Annotated in this window: 20 protein-coding genes; 14 read left to right on the forward strand and 6 right to left on the reverse strand. The window is 68.7% G+C overall.

Going from position 1 to position 18,294, the window contains the following annotated elements; all coding sequences use genetic code 11:
• Positions 1 to 92: 92 nt before the first annotated feature.
• Positions 93 to 1,151, forward strand: a complete 1,059-nt coding sequence (locus ACSQ2H_RS19035; RefSeq protein ID WP_436062944.1) for a class I SAM-dependent methyltransferase — start codon at positions 93 to 95, stop codon at positions 1,149 to 1,151.
• On the opposite strand, the gene ACSQ2H_RS19040 is transcribed toward ACSQ2H_RS19035, so the two are convergent.
• Entirely contained in the window at positions 1,148 to 2,506 is a 1,359-nt protein-coding gene (locus ACSQ2H_RS19040) for an SLC13 family permease (RefSeq protein ID WP_436062945.1), read from the reverse strand. The two genes, ACSQ2H_RS19035 and ACSQ2H_RS19040, sit on opposite strands and share 4 nt — an antisense overlap.
• Positions 2,507 to 2,569: 63 nt before the next feature.
• Here ACSQ2H_RS19040 and ACSQ2H_RS19045 point away from each other — a divergent pair, with 63 nt between their 5' ends.
• The 3 genes from ACSQ2H_RS19045 to ACSQ2H_RS19055 are packed head-to-tail and all read left to right on the forward strand — an operon-like array spanning position 2,570 to position 4,058.
• Positions 2,570 to 3,412 carry a hypothetical protein gene (locus ACSQ2H_RS19045; RefSeq protein ID WP_436062946.1) on the forward strand — a complete coding sequence of 281 codons (843 nt, stop codon included), beginning with the start codon at positions 2,570 to 2,572 and terminating at the stop codon, positions 3,410 to 3,412.
• Between the two features lie 41 nt (positions 3,413 to 3,453).
• On the forward strand, positions 3,454 to 3,765 hold the full coding sequence (locus ACSQ2H_RS19050) for a GNAT family N-acetyltransferase (protein ID WP_436062947.1): 312 nt from the start codon (positions 3,454 to 3,456) through the stop codon (positions 3,763 to 3,765).
• The gene (locus ACSQ2H_RS19055) at positions 3,762 to 4,058 is read left to right on the forward strand and encodes a GNAT family N-acetyltransferase (protein ID WP_436062948.1); all 297 of its coding nucleotides are present in this window, start codon (positions 3,762 to 3,764) and stop codon (positions 4,056 to 4,058) included. The genes ACSQ2H_RS19050 and ACSQ2H_RS19055 overlap by 4 nt, the downstream gene beginning before the upstream one ends.
• Here the strand turns inward: ACSQ2H_RS19055 and ACSQ2H_RS19060 are convergent.
• The 5 genes from ACSQ2H_RS19060 to ACSQ2H_RS19080 all read right to left on the reverse strand — a co-directional run bounded on the left by ACSQ2H_RS19060 (position 4,055) and on the right by ACSQ2H_RS19080 (position 9,054).
• On the reverse strand, positions 4,055 to 5,557 hold the full coding sequence (locus ACSQ2H_RS19060; RefSeq protein ID WP_436062949.1) for a hypothetical protein: 1,503 nt from the start codon (positions 5,555 to 5,557) through the stop codon (positions 4,055 to 4,057). The two genes, ACSQ2H_RS19055 and ACSQ2H_RS19060, sit on opposite strands and share 4 nt — an antisense overlap.
• A 62-nt stretch (positions 5,558 to 5,619) precedes the next feature.
• Positions 5,620 to 5,916 (reverse strand): UBP-type zinc finger domain-containing protein, encoded by a 297-nt coding sequence (locus ACSQ2H_RS19065; protein WP_436062950.1) that lies wholly within the window; start codon positions 5,914 to 5,916, stop codon positions 5,620 to 5,622.
• Positions 5,913 to 6,740, reverse strand: a complete 828-nt coding sequence (locus tag ACSQ2H_RS19070) for a hypothetical protein (RefSeq protein WP_436062951.1) — start codon at positions 6,738 to 6,740, stop codon at positions 5,913 to 5,915. Before ACSQ2H_RS19070 ends, ACSQ2H_RS19065 begins: the two co-directional genes overlap by 4 nt.
• A gap of 48 nt (positions 6,741 to 6,788) precedes the next feature.
• Positions 6,789 to 7,865 (reverse strand): acyl-CoA dehydrogenase family protein, encoded by a 1,077-nt coding sequence (locus tag ACSQ2H_RS19075; RefSeq protein WP_436062952.1) that lies wholly within the window; start codon positions 7,863 to 7,865, stop codon positions 6,789 to 6,791.
• Position 7,866: 1 nt separating this feature from the next.
• Positions 7,867 to 9,054: an acyl-CoA dehydrogenase family protein gene (locus tag ACSQ2H_RS19080; RefSeq protein ID WP_436062953.1), complete on the reverse strand. Its 1,188-nt coding sequence runs from the start codon at positions 9,052 to 9,054 to the stop codon at positions 7,867 to 7,869.
• A gap of 566 nt (positions 9,055 to 9,620) precedes the next feature.
• Here ACSQ2H_RS19080 and ACSQ2H_RS19085 point away from each other — a divergent pair.
• The 10 genes from ACSQ2H_RS19085 to ACSQ2H_RS19130 are packed head-to-tail and all read left to right on the forward strand — an operon-like array spanning position 9,621 to position 18,285.
• Positions 9,621 to 11,531: a methyl-accepting chemotaxis protein gene (locus tag ACSQ2H_RS19085; RefSeq protein WP_436062954.1), complete on the forward strand. Its 1,911-nt coding sequence runs from the start codon at positions 9,621 to 9,623 to the stop codon at positions 11,529 to 11,531.
• 36 nt (positions 11,532 to 11,567) lie between these two features.
• The gene (locus tag ACSQ2H_RS19090) at positions 11,568 to 11,849 is read left to right on the forward strand and encodes an STAS domain-containing protein (protein ID WP_183771692.1); all 282 of its coding nucleotides are present in this window, start codon (positions 11,568 to 11,570) and stop codon (positions 11,847 to 11,849) included.
• A gap of 10 nt (positions 11,850 to 11,859) precedes the next feature.
• A complete protein-coding gene (locus ACSQ2H_RS19095; protein ID WP_056017186.1) occupies positions 11,860 to 12,225 on the forward strand; it encodes a response regulator in 366 nt (121 codons plus the stop codon).
• A gap of 27 nt (positions 12,226 to 12,252) precedes the next feature.
• Positions 12,253 to 14,589 carry a chemotaxis protein CheA gene (locus ACSQ2H_RS19100; protein WP_436062955.1) on the forward strand — a complete coding sequence of 779 codons (2,337 nt, stop codon included), beginning with the start codon at positions 12,253 to 12,255 and terminating at the stop codon, positions 14,587 to 14,589.
• A gap of 2 nt (positions 14,590 to 14,591) precedes the next feature.
• Entirely contained in the window at positions 14,592 to 15,062 is a 471-nt protein-coding gene (locus ACSQ2H_RS19105; RefSeq protein ID WP_436063589.1) for a chemotaxis protein CheW, read from the forward strand.
• On the forward strand, positions 15,059 to 15,940 hold the full coding sequence (locus ACSQ2H_RS19110; RefSeq protein WP_436062956.1) for a CheR family methyltransferase: 882 nt from the start codon (positions 15,059 to 15,061) through the stop codon (positions 15,938 to 15,940). The genes ACSQ2H_RS19105 and ACSQ2H_RS19110 overlap by 4 nt, the downstream gene beginning before the upstream one ends.
• Complete coding sequence (locus ACSQ2H_RS19115; protein WP_436062957.1) at positions 15,937 to 16,974, forward strand: protein-glutamate methylesterase/protein-glutamine glutaminase; 1,038 nt, start codon at positions 15,937 to 15,939, stop codon at positions 16,972 to 16,974. Before ACSQ2H_RS19110 ends, ACSQ2H_RS19115 begins: the two co-directional genes overlap by 4 nt.
• Positions 16,974 to 17,363 carry a response regulator gene (locus ACSQ2H_RS19120; RefSeq protein ID WP_293405217.1) on the forward strand — a complete coding sequence of 130 codons (390 nt, stop codon included), beginning with the start codon at positions 16,974 to 16,976 and terminating at the stop codon, positions 17,361 to 17,363. Before ACSQ2H_RS19115 ends, ACSQ2H_RS19120 begins: the two co-directional genes overlap by 1 nt.
• The gene (locus ACSQ2H_RS19125; RefSeq protein WP_293405219.1) at positions 17,360 to 17,920 is read left to right on the forward strand and encodes a chemotaxis protein CheD; all 561 of its coding nucleotides are present in this window, start codon (positions 17,360 to 17,362) and stop codon (positions 17,918 to 17,920) included. The genes ACSQ2H_RS19120 and ACSQ2H_RS19125 overlap by 4 nt, the downstream gene beginning before the upstream one ends.
• The gene (locus ACSQ2H_RS19130; RefSeq protein WP_436062958.1) at positions 17,920 to 18,285 is read left to right on the forward strand and encodes a hypothetical protein; all 366 of its coding nucleotides are present in this window, start codon (positions 17,920 to 17,922) and stop codon (positions 18,283 to 18,285) included. Before ACSQ2H_RS19125 ends, ACSQ2H_RS19130 begins: the two co-directional genes overlap by 1 nt.
• Positions 18,286 to 18,294 lie beyond the last annotated feature (9 nt).

Consider the following 18,294-nt stretch of genomic DNA (forward strand, 5'->3'; position numbering starts at 1 on the left):
CGGGCGCACGGCCTGATGTCTTCAAACCACCCGCGCACAGTGAGAGAACATCGACATCCGAAATGCACGCCCCGCAACCGAAGGAGGGCCAGGTGCAAGTCGATCAATCCAAACTCGAAGCGTTCCAGGGCAAGATGCTCGGCGACATGGGCGCGGCCGTCTCGGCGGCGCTGGTGATCCTCGGCGACCAGCTTGGGCTCTACAAGGCGATGGCCAAGAGCGGCCCGACCACCTCGCTGAAGCTCGCCTCCCAGACCGGCACGACCGAGCGGTACGTCCGCGAATGGCTGGCCGCCCAGGCCGCCTCCGGCTACGTCGAATACGACCCCGTAAAGTCCGAATTCTTCCTCACCCCCGAGCAAGCGATGGTGTTCGCCGAGGAGGGCGGCCCGGCGTTCATGGCCGGCGGCTTCGAAGTGCTGGCGGCGATGTTCCGCGACGAGCCCAAGGTCGAGGCCGTGTTCAAGAACGGCAAGGGCCTGGGCTGGCACGAGCACGACGTCTGCCTGTTCCGCGGCACCGAGCGGTTTTTCCGGCCCGGCTACAACGCCCACCTGACCACCGAGTGGATCCCGGCGATGGACGGCATGGAAGGCAAGCTGAAGTCCGGGGCGCGGGTCGCCGATGTCGGCTGCGGCCACGGCGCCTCGACCGTGCTGATGGCCAAGACCTATCCGAACTCGAAGTTCTACGGCTTCGACTATCACGGGCCGTCGATCGAGCGGGCGCGGGAAGCAGCCAAGGAGGCCGGGGTCGCCGATCGCGTGACGTTCGAGGTCGCCAGCGCCAAGAACTTCAACGGCGGCGCCTACGACATGATCGCCATCTTCGACGCCCTGCACGACATGGGCGACCCGGTCGGAGCGGCCAAGCACATCCGCGAAAGCCTGGCCCCCGACGGTAGCTGGCTGCTGGTCGAGCCGTTCGCCAACGACGACTTGGCCGACAATCTCAATCCGTTCGGGCGGATCTTCTACTCGGCCTCGACGATGATCTGCACGCCAGCTTCCCTCAGCCAGGAAGTCGGCATGGGCCTGGGCGCCCAGGCCGGCGAGAAGCGACTGCGACAGGTGGCCGAAGACGCCGGCTTCACCCATTTCAGGCGCGCGACCGAAACCCCGTTCAACCTGGTGTTCGACGTCCGGCCCTAGAACGGGAAGAAGACGGGGATCGCGATCATCGCCGCGACCCAGGTGACCAGGTTGAGCGGCAGGCCGACACGGACGAAGTCCATGTAGCTGTAGTTGCCCATCTGGAAGACCAGGACGTTGGTCTGGTAGCCGAACGGCGTGGCGAAGGCGGCGCTGGCCGCCATCATCACCGCCACCAAGAACGGCCGCGGATCGACGCCCAGGCTTTCGGCGAGCGCCACGGCGATCGGCGTGATCAGCACCGCGACGGCGGCGTTCGAGAGAAACTCGGTGGCGACCAGGGTGACGCCATAGAGGATGATCAGCGCCGCCAGCGGGCCGAACGGACGGATGAAGCCGATCAGGAACTCGCTGCCGGCGGCCGCCAGGCCGGTGACCTCGATCGAGAGGCCGACCACCACCATGCCGGCGATCAGCAGCAAGACGTCGGGGCGCAGGCCGGCATAGGCCTCCTCCGGGCTGATCACCCGCAGCAGGATGAGCGCCACCGCCCCCGCGAACGCCGCTGCGGAGATCGGCGCGGCGCCGAAGGCCGCGGCCGCCACCACAGCCACGAAGATCGCCAGGGAGGTCAGCGCCTTGCCTAGCTGCAAGGGCCGGTCGGCCGCGCTGAACAGCGCCACGTCGCCAAGCACGGCGTCCCCGGCCCCGCCCTCGTGGCCACGCGCCTCCCCCAGCGGGATCGGCGCAGACGTATCGGGCGCGGCATCATCGGCCTTGGGCAGCAGCCGCACGCCGAACAGGTAGAGGTAAAGCGCCCCGGCGCCGGCGACGCAGAGGCCCACGGGGGTGATCTCGAACAGGCCGAAGGTCGGCTGGCCGGCGTTGCGGGCCATGTCGTTGACCAGCAGGTTGGTCGAGGTGCCGATCAGCGTCAGCAGTCCGCCCATCACCGTCACATAGCTGAGCGGCATCAGGAAGCGCTTCGGCGACAGGCCGATCGACGTCGCCACATCGCGGATCACCGGCGCGGCCAGCACCACGATCGGCGTGTTGTTGAGGAAGCCGCCGACCGTTCCGCAGAAGCCGATGACCAGCCACAGGCCCTTCTCTCCCAGCCGCGCGCACATCTTGGTCGCCTGGCGGATCATCAGGCCGAGCAGGCCCGAAAGCTCGATGGCGTAGGCGATGACGAACAGCGAGGCGAGCGCGATGACCGCCGGACTGGCGAAGGCGCCCTGCACCTCGACCGGCCGGATGACCCCCAGCAGCAACAGCGCCGCGGCGGCCGACAGCGCAGCCACGTCCGACCGCAGCCGTCCGTGGATCAGCACGCCGACGACTCCGACAAGGACCACGAGGGCGGCGATCTGATCGAAGTTCATCGGTGTGGGGGCGCCTTCCGTGACGTTCACGCCAAGGTTCTTGGAACGTGCGGGCGGTCACATGCTAGCCTTGCGCCTATGCCTCCCGCAGATGTGAACTCAGCGCGCCGGAGATGGGCGCGCCTTGGCGCCGTCGTACTGCCTGCCTTCCTGCTGCTGGCCTGCGGTCCAAAAGAGACCGCGCCGCCGCCGGCCCCGCCGAAGATCGAGCCGCCGCCGCCCGAGGCGCCGAAGATCATCGCCCCGCCCCCGGCCCTTGGCCGCGCCGACCTGCTGGCGGCCGCGGCAACGGCCGCCTCGGCCTACGCCGCCGGCGGCCCTGCAGAAGGGGCCGATCCATTGGCCGGGCGCAGCTTCACGATTCGCACGCCCTTCGGCTGTACGCCGCAGGCCAAGCCTGGCCCCGGCCTGGCCGGCCGTACGCTGCGCGCCAAGGGACGGGCGGCCGAACTCAGCCTGATTCCGGCCGACTGGACCGGCTCGCCGCTGGTCGCCGCCGCGGTTGAGGCCAAGGTCTGGGACGCCGTCGAGGGCTACTGGATCGACCGGCCCTGGCTGCAGTCGGACCTCTGCCCGCCCGGCGCAACGGCCACGGCAGACGTCGAAGACGCCGAGGACGCGCCGGCGCCGAGCCCGCAGACGCTCGGTCTGGCGGCGGTGTTCGAGCCCCAGGGCTCGCGCTTCGGCCGGCGCAACGGCCGCGCCTATAGCTTCACCGTCCGCGGCGAGGGGGACGCCCCGCCGGCGACGCCGGCCAAGGGCTATCGGCTGGTGCTCGAGGGCCGCTTCACGGTCTTCCCCGACGGGCGCAGCATCCATTGCCGCGCCGAAACGGCGGACCAGCGTCCGCTCTGCATCGCCGCCTCCCAGCTAGATCGGGTGGCGTTCGAAGACGCCGACACCGGCGGCGTGATCAGCGAGTGGCGCAAGGACTGAGAGCGCCCTAGATTTCAGTCCACCCCGCCAGGAGACCGACAATGACCGAAGCGACCGACCTGCCCGAAGTGGTCCGCACCGACAAACGCTTCGAAATCCGTGTCGGCGAGAACGTCGCCTTCGCCGAGTACAAGGTGCGCGGCGACAGCGTGATTTTCCCCCACACCGTGGTGCCCGACGCCTTCGCCGGCCAGGGCGTCGGCAAGCGGCTGGTCGAGGCGGGGCTCCAGTTCGCCCGCGACGAAAAGCTGTGGGTGCGGCCGCACTGCCCGTTCTTCAACGCCTACATGAAGAAGCGTCCCGAACTGCACGCCATGGTCCACCCGGACGAGCGTCCGGGCATGACCGCGTGAGCGAGGTCGTCCGCACGCCGAGCCGGTTCGAGATCGCGCTGCCGGGCGGCGAGACCGCCTTCGCCGACTACCGCATCGAAGGCGACAGCATCGTCTTTCCGCACACCGTGACGCCCAAGGCCTTCGAGGGACAGGGCCTGGCCTCCAAGCTCGCCCAGGCGGCGCTGGCCTATGCCCAGGACCAGGGCCTGAAGGTTCGGCCGCACTGCGGCTTCTTCCGCGCCTACATCGCCAGGCGACCGGAGCTGCACGACCTGGTCCATCCCGACGAGCGGGCGGCGCTGACGGCTTAGCGCTGCGGATCCAGCTGCTGGGCCGCGGCGGCGAGGTCGCTCGTCGGCTCACCCTTCATCAACGCCTGCGCCATGCGCGCCGCCCCGCCCCCATGCGGATTGTTGGCGACGATGGACAGCACCGCCATCGCGTCGGCCTTGCGGTCTACGGCCAACAGCGCCCCGCCGGCCATGAGCGAGGCGAGATCGACCGTCGGCGCCATGGCCCGCACGGTGAGCAAGGCGTTGACGTCGTTGGCGTTCGGATAGGTGGGGTCGACCGTGCGCGAAACCGCGTAGGCAAGCAGGATGCGATAATCGTCGTTGTTCAGGTCGTAGGCTTTGACCAGGTACGGCCGGGCCGCCTTGTAGCGGGCCTCGCGTTGAGCGCCGTCCCGATCACCCGCCCGCAACTGGCCCTGGCCGGCCACCAGCAGCGCCTCGACGTCCTTCGGATCCTGTTGGAGTCGCCGCGCGACGATCGCCTCGCCCGCAGACACGTCGCCATAGGTGAACTCGGCCCGCGCCAAGGACAGCTCGGCCATACGATCGCCGGACCATTGCGCCGCGCGCTTGCGAATGTCGGCCAGCGCTTCGGCGTCCGACGGATCCGGAATCGTGCCGGTCATCCGAAGGTCGTAGAGCAGGAAGTCGTCGGCCGATGGCGGAAGCTTGCTGACGACGATCTCCGGCGGATTGGGCAGAGGGTTGCTGATCGCGAACATCGGCAGCTTCTTGTACAGCCGCACGCTCCGGCCGATGTCGGCGAGCGGACGGCCCGTCGCCTGCTCGAGCGCCCGCACCGGGTGCTCGCCGGCGGCGATGGCCCGCGTGGCCTTCGTCAATTGGGCGGATCGCTCGGGATCGCTGCGCATGTAGTGCATCAGCAGCCAGGACTGGGCGTAGTACACGTTGCTGTCCTGCTTCGGCACCTCCCACGTGGCCTTGGTCACCACGGTTTCCCACGGCAGCCAATTGGCGGCGAACAGCGTGTAGAGATTGCCCGGATTGTACCGGCCGAGCTCGGCGCGCTTGGGCGAAACGTCGACCGTGCTGAAGTACTCGGCCCAGCCCTCGACGAACCATCCGGGGTACGCCGCCGGGAAATTCTCGAGCATGAAGGCGTGGGCGTACTCGTGGAACAGCAGGTCGTCGCGGGCGAGCGGGGGCTGGGAATCGTCGGCCAGGGCGAAGACGCCTCCCTCGCGCGCCGTGTAGAACCCGCCCACATTATTGGCCATCTTGGGGGAGACCCGCCGAATTTCCGGCGTTCCGCGGACGAGGTAGACCTCCAGTTTCCGCGCTTGAGTCGTCGGGGTCCCAGGATTCACCAACCGCAGAACCGCGTCATAGACGCTGAGCCGCATCGCCAGGTCACGGACCTTGTCTTCCTTGCCCTGACCATAGACGACGAAACGCTCGGTCTCGGCCTTGACCCAGGCGGCGTTTGCGGCGCCGGGCCAAAGCAACGCCGCGGCGGCGATCGCGCCCAAGCTGGAACGAATGGTCCTGGTCCTCATGCTCCCCCCGGGCACTTGGTTGCAGGGCCGGTTGTAGCGCGCGCGAAGCGTGTGTCGAGGACCTAGTAGCGCCACCCCTCCGGATGCGGCGTCGTCATCCCGTCCAGATCCAGCATCACCTCGTCGACATAGCACCAACCCCAGCCGTCCGGCGGGTCATAGGTCTCCATGATCGGATGGCCGGTGGCCTTGAAGTGCTTGGTGGCGTGGGTGTTGGGACTGTCGTCGCAGCACCCGACATGGCCGCACTCGCGGCAGAGCCGCAGGTGGACCCAGCCGGAGCCGATCTTCAGACATTCCTCGCAACCGTCCGCAGACGGAACGACGACCTTCAGGTGCGCGCCATGGGTGCAGCTCATGGGCTCAGCCACTCCGCCAGATTCTTGAAATACCGCTCGGCGTCGCGGCGGCCGCGCGGGTCGGTGATGATGCGATCGGACGGCGGCTCACTGACGAAGCTTGGGCACCCGCGCCGCGGATCGAGGTTGTAGTCGGCGAAGTGGTGGAAGGTGGACTGCGCCACTGCCCGGCCGCCGCCGGCCCCCTCGAACGCCACGATCAGATTGAAGCGCGCGCCGCTGGCCTGGCTCGTGCCGCTTGCGACCACCTTGGCCGCGGGCGCCGAGGGCGGCGCGCTGACCGCGCCCTCGTGCGGATGGGCGGGCAGGAAGGCGATCGTCCCGCCTTCCCCGTCCGACAGCAGCGCGTGCCCCGGCGCCTCGACGCCGATCACCTGGAAGTCGCCGTTCGCGCCCGAGTGATAGTTGGGCCAGTCGATATAGGTCGTCGCCTGGTCGTCGCGGCAGCACCGCGCAGGATCGGACTCCGGATTGATCGTGTGGAAGTGGTGCGCGAGGCCTAGCTCGCCGAGGCCTCGAACGCTGCATCCAAGGTCCTGGTGGTCACGGGTGACGAGCACCCCGCCGCCGCCGGCATGGAAGCGGGCGATGGCCGCGCTCTCGCCCGCCGTCAGGCCGTCGCCGACATCGACCGCGAACAGCCAGAGCTGGTCGAAGCCGCCGGCGTCGAGGCGCGACAGCACGGGGTCTTCGCCCGGCTCGCGGTCGCGGGCGACGACCTGATGGCCAGCTCCGCGCAGCACGTCGGCCAGCAGGCCGAAGCGGCCGACGTGCCAGTCGTCCGGCGTCGTCGGGATCGTCGTCTGGATCAGGATGCGCGACATGAGCGCGACGCTACGCCCTGGTGGGCGCGACGCAAGCGCCGCTGCAGTTCAGGCCGCCAGCCCCTGCATCCGCGCCGCAATTCTGCGCACCCGCTCCGGTCCGCCCAGCAGTTGGCGGTTCAGGCCGATACGCTTGAACCAGTAGTGCAGGCCGAGCAGGTCGGTGATGCCCATGCCGCCGTGCACCTCGGTGGCGGTGCGGGCGATGAAACGACCGATCTCGGAGGTGTGGGCCTTGGCGTGGGCGGCTGTGAGCCCGGCTTCCGCCGGCGCGTCGTCGAAGGCATAGGCCGCGTACCAGACCAGCGAGCGGCTGGGCTCCAGCTCGGCCGCCATCTCAGCGCAGAGGTGCTTCACCGCCTGGAACGAACCGATCACCCGGCCGAACTGGCGACGTTCCTTGGCGTAGGCGACGGCCTTTTCGATCATCACCTCGGCCGCGCCGAGCGTGTCGGCGGCCAGCAGGGTCCAGGCCGCATCGCGCACGGCGTCGAGGGTATGGGCGGCCAGCGGCTCGGCCGCGACGCCGTCGAAGGCCAGTTCGCCCAAACGCCGGGTCAGGTCGATGCTGGTCACGTCCGAACGGGTCAGCCCCGCCGCATCGCCGGCCACCAGGTGCAGGCCGCCAGCGGCGTCGGCGACGAGGAACAGGTCGGCGGCCAAGGCGTCGGTGACGAACAGCGCTCCGCCGCTCAGCCGTCCGCCGGCCGCGGTGACGCCCATGCCGTCGCGCGCCCCCGCCACGGCTTCGGAGATGGCCAGTCCGACGACGACCTCGCCCGAGGCGATCTTCGGCAACCAGCGAGCCTGCTGCTCGGCGCTGCCGCCGCGCACCAGCGCCACCGAGGCCGCGACCGAACCCAGGAACGGCGTCGGCGCGACGGCTCTGCCCAAGGCTTCGGCCGCGAGGGCCGCGTCGAACAGGCCAAGGCCCAGTCCGCCGTGCTCCTCGGGCACGACGACGCCGGGCAGGCCGAAATCGGCCAGCGCGGCCCAGACGTCGCGAGCGATCGCTTCGCGGTCGGCCGCGAACTTGCGGACCCGGTCCAGGGGCGCGGCGGCGTCCAGCGTGCGGGCGAGGCTTTCCTGCATCAGCCTCTGGTCGGCGGTGATTGAGAAATCCATGTCAGGCGCTCGCGAGCTTGGGTTCGCGCGGCATGCCAAGACCGCGTTCGGAGATGATGTTCTTCTGGATCTGGGCGGTGCCACCGCCGATGATCAGCCCAAGGTCGAACATGTAGTTCCACTGCCACGAGCCCTTGGCCCGCAGGTGCGGCCCGTCCTCGTAGAGCACGCCCAGCTCGCCCAGCGCGTCGATCGCCAGGACGGCGATCTGGTGGTTCAGCTCGCAGCCCTGCAGCTTGACCACCAGGCCGGCCATGCCACTGGACTCGCCGTTGACGGACGCGGTCACGTTGCGCAGGCCGTTGAACTTCATGGTCAGCACGCGGGCCTGCAGCTGCATGGCCCGGTCGCAGAACACCGGGTCGTCGATCAACCGCCGGCCGTCGACGGTCTCGGACTTCATCAGCTCGAGCAGCGCATGCAGCCGCGCCTCGGTGGCGTTGGGGTCGCCGAGCATGCCGCGCTCGTGCTTGAGCGTGGCGTTGGCGACGAACCAGCCGCGGCCGCGGCCGCCCACCACCGCGCTCTTGGGCACGCGCACGTCGGTGAAGAACACCTCGTTGAACTCGGCCGAGCCGGTCATGGTCTTCAGCGGCCGCACCTCGATCCCGGGCGTCGTCATCGGGAACAGCAGGTACGAAATGCCGTCGTGCTTGGGCGCGTCGGGCTCGGTCCGCACCAGGCAGAAGATCATGTCGGCCTGGGCCGCTGTGCTCGTCCAGATCTTCGAGCCCGAGATCACGAAGTCGTCGCCGTCCTCCACCGCCTTGGTCTGGAGAGACGCCAAGTCCGACCCGGCGCCCGGCTCCGAGTAGCCCTGACACCAGACCACCTCGCCGCGCAGGGTCGGTCCGATCCAGCGTTGCTTCTGCTCCTCCGACCCCACCTCCAGCAGGGTCGGGACCAACATCGAGATGCCCTGGTTGGCGAAGCCGCGCGGAGCGCCGGCGCCGGTGAACTCCTCGGCGATGATCCGCGACTTCAGCACGTCGGGCGCGGCGCCATAACCGCCATAGGCCTTGGGAATGGTCCGCGCCGCATAGCCGTGCTCGATCAGCAGCCGCTGCCATTCCAAGGCGGCCTCGCGCGGCCGCGGGGCGTCCCCGACATAGCGGTCCCGGTGTTTCGTCAGGAAACTGCGAACCTCGTCGCGGAAACCTTCCATTTCAGGCGTCAATCTGAGGTCCATCGGCGTCCTCCCAGGGCGTCGTCGCCTCTAGGCGAGCACCCTCGCCCGCGCCCCGCAAGTATGACCCGACGGAAGCCGAACGCCTTGCGGCGCACCAGGCCACATCTCAAATTGAACTTCGGTACAATATGAGACAAGCGTCACTATATTACCTAAGACTGTATCCCCGACATCGGCGCACCCGCAGGTTTCAGCACTCGCTCGGGTCGTAAACACCCCTGTGGCGGCTTGTCGCACCCTTTCATGCAAACCACGGCAAACGCTGGAAAAAGGCGCCCCCGCCACGGTTGCAGTAACCATTTCTTCAGCCGCGACGACCTAGCGATAAGGCAGGCGATGAAGGGGGACGCAGTCCATTCTCCCCGAGGTCGCCAAAGTATTCGTAGGAGAATAGTGCACGTTCGCAGGCGACCGACTTTCGTATAGTTGAGAACATCGTTCTCCAAGTGCAGGAGCAGTAAGGTCGCTTCAGCATTTTCTTGTATCCGGTACGGAAGAAAAGCCTGGGGCGCGCTCGCCTCGCACCGCGCTCGCCGCGATGCGGTCTGAACCCTGGGGACGACCTCGTGTTTCTCGACAACCTGAAGATCTCCCGCAAGCTGGCCCTGGGCTTCGCGGCGGTGGTGCTGACCATGGCCGGCATGGGCGGCGCGATGATGGTCAATCTGCGCACGCTCGACCACGCCCGCGCGGAGATCAAGGAAAGCCGCGAGGTGCTGTCGGCCCTCGATGAAGCCAAGTTCTTCATGACCCGGCAGGAAAACAGCTATCGCGGCTATCTGCTGTCGAAGAGCGACTACTACGTCGAGCGCGTGAACAAGCATCGGGCGAACTTCAAAAAGCGCCTGGACGCCGCGCGCGCCGGCCTCACCGACACGCCCGAGCTGGCCGCCAAAATCGACACCGCCGCGGCCTCGGCCGATCGCTGGTACGCCGAAATCTTCGAAGCCGGCGTGAAGCTCGCCGCCGACCCCGCCACCCTGCCCCAGGCCATCGCCATGGTCGGTCCCGACGGCGCCGCCGACTCGGTGATCGCCCCGGCCGAAGACGCCATGGACGCCGTTCAGGCGGCGATGAATGAAGAGATGGCCCGGCTGCAGGAGCAGCAGGTCAGGGCGTCGGCCACCGCGACCCTCAGCCTCGCCATCGGCCTGAGCCTGGCCGTGCTGATCGCCGTCGGCCTGGGCTGGATCCTGAGCAAGATGATCGCTTCGCCGGTCACCGCCATGACCGCCGCCATGCGCCGCCTGGCGCAGGGCGACTTCACCGCCATTGTCCCGGCCATGGACCGCAAGGACGAGGTCGGCCAGATGGCCCAGGCCGTGGCGGTGTTCAAGGAAGCCGGCATCGAGAAGCTCCGCCTGGAAGGCCAGACCGCCGAGCAGCGCGCCGCCGCCGAGGCCGAACGCCGCGCCCGCGAAGAGGAAAAGGCCCGCAAGGCCGAGGAAGACGCCGTCGCCATCGGCTCGCTGGCCGAAGCATTGGGCAAGCTGGCCCACGGCGACCTGACCCACCGCATCACGGCCCGGTTCGCCCCTGACGCCGAGCAACTGAAGACCGACTTCAACGCCGCCATGGGTCAGCTGCAGGACGCCATGAAAGTGGTGATCGCCAACGTGCAGGGCATCAAGAGCGGCGCCGGTGAGATCAGCATCGCCGCCGACGACCTGTCGCGCCGCACCGAGCAGCAGGCCGCCAGCCTGGAAGAGACCGCCGCCGCGCTCGACGAGATCACCGCCACGGTCAACAAGACGGCCAGCGGCGCCAAGACCTGCAGCGACGTTGTGCTGGGCGCGCGCGGCGACGCCCAGAAGAGCGGCGAAGTCGTGCGGCAAGCCGTCGCGGCGATGAGCGAAATCGAACAGTCGGCGCAACAGATCAGCCAGATCATCGGCGTGATCGACGAGATCGCATTCCAGACCAACCTGCTGGCGCTGAACGCCGGCGTCGAAGCCGCCCGCGCCGGGGAAGCCGGCCGCGGCTTCGCGGTCGTCGCCTCCGAAGTGCGGGCCCTGGCCCAGCGATCAGCCGAGGCCGCCAAGGAAATCAAGACCTTGATCAGCGCCTCGAGCCAACAGGTCGGTCAAGGCGTGCATCTGGTCGGCGAAACCGGCGAGGCCCTGCAGCGCATCGTCAGCCGTGTCGCCGAGATCGACGAACTGGTTTCCGAGATCGCCGCCAGCGCGCAGGAGCAGGCGGTCGGCCTGCAACAGGTCAACACCGCCGTTAACCAAATGGATCAGGTCACGCAGCAGAATGCGGCCATGGTCGAGGAATCGACGGCGGCGAGCCATGCCCTGGCGGGCGAGGCCGAAACCCTCTCCGGGTCCGTCGCGCGGTTCAATATCGGCCAGGTGCAGGCCGCTCCGGCCGGACGTCGTCCGGGCGCCGCGAGCCCGCAGATGCGACGGTCGAGCCGTGACGGTTCGGCGCTCCGTAGGCCGGAGCCCGAGACTGACGGTTGGGAAGAATTCTAGGGCGCCGCACAACGCGGGCCCTTGGGGGGAGTGAAGATGACGACGTCGACGGCGCCCGCCGTGGTCAGCCTGCAGCCGATCCTGGACCTGCAGGCGGCCGAGCCGCTGCGGGCCGAACTGATGGCCCTGCGCGGCCGTCCCCTGAGCCTTGACGCCTCGCAGGTCACGCGCCTGGGCGGGCTCTGCCTGCAAGTTTTGATGTCGGCGCGCAAAATCTGGGCCGAGGACGGCCTTAGCTTAACTGTGGATCAACCGTCTTCAGGCTTCTCAGAGCAATTGGCCGCGTTCGGCGCGCCTGAGCTGCAATTCGAGTCCTAGGGGGATCCTCGTGAGCAAAACCGTCCTGACGATCGACGACAGCCGCACCATGCGGGAAATGCTGAACCATGCCCTGGTTCAGGCCGGATACACCGTGATCCAGGCCGTGGACGGCGTGGAGGGCCTTGAGGTCCTGCAAGCCAACGGCGCCGACGTCGTCATCACCGACATCAACATGCCTCGCCTCGACGGCTTCGGCGTGATCGAGGGCGTGCGCGCCAATCCCGATCACCGCGCCACGCCGATCCTGGTCCTGACCACGGAAAGCGACGCGGCCAAGAAGGAGCGGGCCCGCGCGGCCGGCGCCACCGGCTGGATCGTGAAGCCCTTCAATCCCGTCAAGCTGGTCGAAGCCGTCCGCCGGGTCGCCGCCTAAATCTTTCCACCCAACCGGAGCGTTCCGTTGGATCCGTTCGAGAGCATCAAGCAGACCTTCTTCCAGGAGTGCGACGAGCTCCTGACCGACGCCGAGCAGGGTCTGCTGGCCATGGAGGCCGGCGACGCGGACAGCGAGACCATCAATGCGGTGTTCCGGGCGGTTCACTCCGTCAAGGGCGGCGCCGGGGCCTTCGGTCTGGAAGACCTGATCCGCTTCGCCCACGTCTTCGAGACGGTGATGGACGAGCTGCGCTCGGGGAAGATGGAGCTGACCGACGAGGTCGCCAAGACCCTGCTGCGCGCGTTCGACGTCCTGGCCGACCACGTGGCGGCCGCTCGCGACGGGACGATGGTCGACGAGGCCCGCTCGGCGGGCATGCTCTCCGAGCTCAAGTCGCTGATCGGCGAGGACGGCTTGGCCGATGACGGCGACCTCGGCGACGACGACGACTTCGGCTTCGTGCCGATGGCCGTCTCGATCGACGACGACGCCCCTCCAGCCATGGACTTCGACCTGCCGCCGCCGGTGGCGCTGGAGCCGGAACCCGCGGTCGCCGCGGGGGGCGTCTGGGTCATCGACTTCGCGCCCAAGACCGAGATGTACGCCAAGGCCAACGAGGCCGGGCTGCTGCTGCGGGAACTGGCCCGGCTGGGCGAGACGCAGGTGACGCTGGACGACAGCGACCTGCCGCCGCTGGATCAGATCGCGGCCGAGAGCGCCTATTTGCGCTGGACGATCCGCCTGACCACCGAGCAGGACGAAGCCTCGATCCGCGAAGTGTTCGAGTTCGTCGAGGACGACTGCATCCTGTCGATCGTCCGCGAGGGCGGCGACGAACCGGCGCCCAAGGTCGACTTGCCGTTGAGCGACGACGACCTGGCCAAGGCCAGCGCCGAGGCGCCCCTCGATCTGGCCGCCCTGCTCGCTCGCGTTTCCGGCGATGCGCCGGCCGCAGCGATCGAGCCCGAATTTGTTCCCGAACCCGCGCCCGAGCCGGCCGCCGACCTGGACGTCGCCGCGCTGATCGCACGCGCCCAGGCCGAAACCACCGCGGCCGCGCCGCCTCCGGCCCCGACGCCGGTAGCGGCTGCGCCCGCGCCCGCGCCGGCCGCCGCGAAGGCCGCCGCGCCCGCCAACGCACCGGCGGCGCCGGCCCAGGCCACGATCCGCGTCGACCTGGACCGCGTCGACCGCCTGATCAACGCCGTCGGCGAACTGGTCATCCAGCAGGCCATGCTGTCCCAGCGCGTGCTGGAAAGCGGCCTGGCCCGCTCGTCGAACGTGGTGCTCGGCCTCGAAGATCTCGAACTGCTGACCCGGGAGATCCAGGACAGCGTCATGGCCATCCGCGCCCAGCCGGTGAAGAGCGTGTTCCAGCGCATGCCGCGTCTGGTCCGCGAAGTCGCCGACATGGTCGGCAAGCGCGTGCGCCTGGTCATGGAAGGCGAAGGCACCGAGGTCGACAAGACCGTCATCGAGCGCCTGACCGATCCGATCACCCACATGCTGCGCAACGCCATCGACCACGGGCTGGAAACGCCCGAAGGCCGGGCCGAAGCCGGCAAGCCCGCCGAGGGCGTCGTGCACATGCGCGCCCTGCACCGCGGCGGCCGCATCGTCATCGAGATCCAGGACGACGGCCGCGGCATCAACCGCCAGCGCGTGCGCGGCATCGCCATCGAGAAGGGCTTGATCTCCGAGGATGCGGTGCTGTCGGACGAAGAGACCGACAACCTGATCTTCCTGCCCGGCTTCTCGACCGCCGAGACCATCTCCGACATTTCCGGCCGCGGCGTCGGCATGGATGTCGTGCGCCGGTCGATCCAGGGCCTCGGCGGCCGCATCTCGATCTCCTCCGAGCCCGGCAAGGGCTCGAAGTTCACGATGTCGCTGCCGCTGACCCTGGCGGTGCTGGACGGCATGGTGGTGACCGCCGCCGAGCAGACCCTGGTCGCGCCGCTGTCGGCCATCGTCGAGAGCCTGACCCCGCGCCCCGAGGACGTGCACTATGTGGGCGGTAAGGATGCTGTCATCCGCATCCGCGACACCTTCGTGCCGCTGATCGACGTCGGCGTGTCGCTGGGCTTCCGCGACGGTCCGATGGAAGCCGGCCAAGGCGTGGCGATCCTGGTCGAAAGCGAGGGCGGCGGCAAAGCGGCTCTGCTCGTCGACGCCATCCAGGGCCAGCGCCAGGTGGTGATCAAGAGCCTGGAAGCCAACTACCAGCAGATCGACGGCATCGCCGCGGCGACCATCCTGGGCGACGGCCGCGTCGCCCTGATCCTCGACGTCGACGCCCTTGTGACCACTCAGCACCGGCGCAAGCCGGCGCCGCGTAGCGAAAAGCGAATGGCCGGATGAGCATGACTGACCCGATGACCCATTCCGCGGCCGGTGCGCGCCGCGAACTGATCGCCTTCCGCATCGCCGAGCAGGAATTCTGCGTCGACATCATGCAGGTGCGCGAGATCCGCGGCTGGACCCCGGCCACGCCCCTGCCCCGCACGCCGTCCTACATGAAGGGCGTCATCAACCTGCGCGGCGCGGTGCTGCCGATCGTCGACCTGGGCGCCCGCCTGGGCCTGAGCACCAGCGAGCCCAGCGCCCGCCACGTGATCATGGTCGTCAATGTCGGCGGCCGCACGCTCGGCCTGCTGGTCGAGGCGGTCAGCGACATCATCAACGTCAGCGACGACATGGTGCAGCCGACGCCGGACGTGGCCTGCGACCAGGTGAAGACCTTCGTGAAGGGCCTCTTCGCCATCGACGGGCGCATGGTCAGCCTGATCTCGCTCGACCGCGTCCTGCCCGAGACCGAGGCGGAGGCAGCATGACGAGCCCGGTCGACACGCGCGCCAGGGGCGGCGCCGCGGCCGGACTGGTCGAAGGCGAGTTCCTATTCACCGAGGACGATTTCAAGAAAATCGCCAACATCCTGCACAGCCACGCCGGGATCGCCCTGGCCGAGGGCAAGGCCGCGCTAGTCTACTCGCGCCTGGCCAAGCGGCTGCGCTCCCTGGGCATGCGTTCGTTCCGCGAATACTGCAGCCTGGTCGAGGGCCAGCAGGGGCTCGACGAGCGCCAGGCCATGATGGCGGCGCTGACCACCAACGTGACCCGCTACTTCCGCGAGCCGCATCACTTCGACCATCTGCGCGACGTCGTGATGCCGAAGCTCGCCGAGACCGCGCGCCGCGGCGGCCGCGTGCGCCTGTGGTCGGCGGCCTGCTCCAACGGCCAGGAGCCTTACTCCATGGCCATCACCGTGCTCAGCGCCCTGCCCGAGGCGGCGAACCTCGACGTCAAGATCCTGGCCACCGACATCGACCCGAACATGATCGCCGAGGGCAAGGCCGGCGTGTACCGCGAGGACGCCGTCACCCCGGTGCCGCTCGACCTGCGTCGCAAGTGGTTCAAGAAGTCCGGCTCGGGCTGGGAAGTCGCCGACGAACTGCGCGAGCTGGTGGCGTTCCGCGAACTGAACCTGATCGGCGACTGGCCGATGAAGGGCAAGTTCGACGTCATCTTCTGCCGCAACGTGGTCATCTATTTCGACGAGCCGACCCAGGAGCGCATCTGGAGCCGCTTTGCGCCGGCCCTCGTTCCGGGCGGCACGCTGTACATCGGCCACTCCGAGCGCGTGTCCGGCCCGGCCGCCAGCCAGTTCGAGACCACCGGTTTGACCACCTATGCTCTGCGAGGCGGCCGATGACCGTCGGGGTTCTCGTCGTCGACGACAGCGCCACCATGCGCGGCCTGATCGCCGCGGCGCTGAAGCGTGATCCTGAGATCGAGGTCCTCGGCTTCGCCAACGACCCGCTGGAAGCGCGCGAGCAGATCAAGAAACTCAATCCCGATGTCGTCACGCTCGACATCGAGATGCCGAAGATGAACGGCCTGGAGTTCCTGGAAAAGATCATGCGCCTGCGGCCGACGCCGGTGGTCATGGTCTCGACCCTGACCCAGTCGGGCGCGGACGTGACCCTTGAGGCCCTCGAACTCGGCGCCGTCGACTGCGTCGGCAAGCCGGTCGGCGGCGTCACCGCGCAGGAAGCCTTCAACGACCTCACCGCCAAGGTGAAGGCCGCCGCCCGGGCGCGGGTCAAGCCTTACAACGGCCCGACCGCCCCGGTGGAACGCGACGGCGACTACCGCGCCGCTGACACGATCCTGGCGATCGGGTCGTCGACGGGCGGGGTCGAGGCGCTGATGACCATCCTGGCGACTTTCCCCGAGACCTGTCCGCCGACAGTGATCACCCAGCACATGCCGGCGACCTTCACCAAGAGCTTCGCGGCCCGCCTGGACCGCATCTCGGGCGCGCAGGTCACGGAGGCCCGCGACGGCGACCGGCTGCAGCCCGGCCACGTCTACATCGCGCCCGGCGGCGACCAGCACATGGAAGTGCTGTCAGCCTCGCACCCGGTGATCCGTCTGCGTGCGGGCGAACCGGTCAACGGCCATCGTCCCTCGGTCGACGTGCTGTTCGAGTCGGTCGCCAAGCTGAACCGACATGCGGTGGGCGCGATCCTGACCGGCATGGGCCGCGACGGCGCCGCCGGCCTGCTGGCCATGCGCAAGGCCGGCGCCCGCACACTCGGCCAGGACGAGTCCTCATGCGTGGTCTACGGCATGCCGCGCGTCGCCTTCGAAATCGGCGCCGTCGAGAAGCAGGTCGGCCTCTCGCGGATGGGTCCGTCCATCTTGAACCTCTGCTCCGCCGCAGACATCCATAGGAGCGCCTGATGCCCGCCGCCGTCACCATCAAGACCCTGATCGTCGACGACCAGCAGACCATGCGCTCGCTGATCCGCACCAGCCTGCACGCCCTGGGCATCACCCAGACGCGCGAGGCGCCCGACGGCGAAGAAGCCCTGCGCCAGATCATCGCCGCGCCGGCCAACCTGGTGATCACCGACTTCAACATGCCCAAGCTGGACGGCCTGGGCCTGCTGCGGGCGATCCGCGCCCATGGTCCGACCTCGAAGACCGCGGTGATCATGCTCACCGGCCGCGCCGACCGCGAGCTCGTGCAGCGCGCAGTGCAGTTCGGGGTCAACAACTACCTGGTGAAGCCCTTCACCACCCAGACGCTCAAAGAAAAAATCGAAGCGGTGTTCGGTCCCCTGACATGATCGTCGAAAACGTCTCCGGACGACCGGGCAAGCGGGTCCACGTGGTGCAGGGAGAGCACCACATTTCCAGCGACCCCGACGTCATGCTGACCACGATCCTCGGATCGTGCGTGGCGGTGTGCATGCGCGATCCGAAGACCGGCGTCGGCGGCATGAACCACTTCCTGCTGCCGAGCGGCAAGGCCGAGGGCTTGGACGAAGGCCGCCGCTACGGCGCCTACGCCATGGAACTGCTGATCAACGAGCTGCTGCGCTCCGGCGCTCGCCGTGATCGCCTTGAGGCCAAGCTGTTCGGCGGGGCCCGGATGTTCGGCGGGCTCTCCGACGTCGGCGCCTCGAACGCCGCCTTCGCCGAGAAATTTCTGCGCGACGAAGGCATTCCCGTCGTCGGCTCGAGCCTGGGCGGCCTGGCCGCACGCCGGGTCCAGTACTGGCCGACCACTGGGCGGGCCCAACAACGGACCGTCACTGATAACGCGGAGCTAACCCGTCTGCGCGAACCTGTGGCGCGGGTCCCTGCGCCGGTGGAGGACGAAGGGTCCGTGGAGCTGTTCTGATGAGCCAATCGGCGATTATCCGCACCCCCGAGGTGCTCGCCTCCATCGCCCAGGAGCTGGAGCACGCCGGCGAGCTGTGCGACCGCCTGGAGACCTTGGTCACCCAGCTGGTGCGCGCCAGCCGCGGCGAGCCGCTGGCCATCGCCCTGCACGAGGCCCAGACCCTCGACGTGCTGACCCAGCACCTGGCGGCCCTGGCCAACTTCACCCGCAAGCTGTCGGCCCAGGCTGAGAGCGATGCGTACGACCTCACCGACGCCGTCGCCGGCGTCACTCTCGGCGACCTCGCCAACCGGCTGGCGCGGGTGACCCGCGACGCGCCCGTGCGGGCGGCGGCCGACGCCGGGGACCTCGACCTCTTCTAGGCGCTCGCC

It is taken from the genome of Phenylobacterium sp. LjRoot97, assembly GCF_964254345.1.
In the GTDB taxonomy this organism is placed as follows: domain Bacteria; phylum Pseudomonadota; class Alphaproteobacteria; order Caulobacterales; family Caulobacteraceae; genus Phenylobacterium.

Excerpts from the sequence above, each read along its gene's own strand:
- ACSQ2H_RS19120 (WP_293405217.1), top strand. The coding sequence starts at position 16,974 with ATGCCCGCCGCCGTCACCATCAAGACCCTGATCGTCGACGACCAGCAG.
- ACSQ2H_RS19115 (WP_436062957.1), top strand. The coding sequence starts at position 15,937 with ATGACCGTCGGGGTTCTCGTCGTCGACGACAGCGCCACCATGCGCGGC.
- ACSQ2H_RS19075 (WP_436062952.1), bottom strand. The coding sequence starts at position 7,865 with ATGGATTTCTCAATCACCGCCGACCAGAGGCTGATGCAGGAAAGCCTC.
- ACSQ2H_RS19125 (WP_293405219.1), top strand. The coding sequence starts at position 17,360 with ATGATCGTCGAAAACGTCTCCGGACGACCGGGCAAGCGGGTCCACGTG.
- ACSQ2H_RS19090 (WP_183771692.1), top strand. The coding sequence starts at position 11,568 with ATGACGACGTCGACGGCGCCCGCCGTGGTCAGCCTGCAGCCGATCCTG.
- ACSQ2H_RS19130 (WP_436062958.1), top strand. The coding sequence starts at position 17,920 with ATGAGCCAATCGGCGATTATCCGCACCCCCGAGGTGCTCGCCTCCATC.
- ACSQ2H_RS19105 (WP_436063589.1), top strand. The coding sequence starts at position 14,592 with ATGACTGACCCGATGACCCATTCCGCGGCCGGTGCGCGCCGCGAACTG.
- ACSQ2H_RS19080 (WP_436062953.1), bottom strand. The coding sequence starts at position 9,054 with ATGGACCTCAGATTGACGCCTGAAATGGAAGGTTTCCGCGACGAGGTT.
- ACSQ2H_RS19065 (WP_436062950.1), bottom strand. The coding sequence starts at position 5,916 with ATGAGCTGCACCCATGGCGCGCACCTGAAGGTCGTCGTTCCGTCTGCG.
- ACSQ2H_RS19110 (WP_436062956.1), top strand. The coding sequence starts at position 15,059 with ATGACGAGCCCGGTCGACACGCGCGCCAGGGGCGGCGCCGCGGCCGGA.
- ACSQ2H_RS19070 (WP_436062951.1), bottom strand. The coding sequence starts at position 6,740 with ATGTCGCGCATCCTGATCCAGACGACGATCCCGACGACGCCGGACGAC.
- ACSQ2H_RS19060 (WP_436062949.1), bottom strand. The coding sequence starts at position 5,557 with ATGAGGACCAGGACCATTCGTTCCAGCTTGGGCGCGATCGCCGCCGCG.
- ACSQ2H_RS19050 (WP_436062947.1), top strand. The coding sequence starts at position 3,454 with ATGACCGAAGCGACCGACCTGCCCGAAGTGGTCCGCACCGACAAACGC.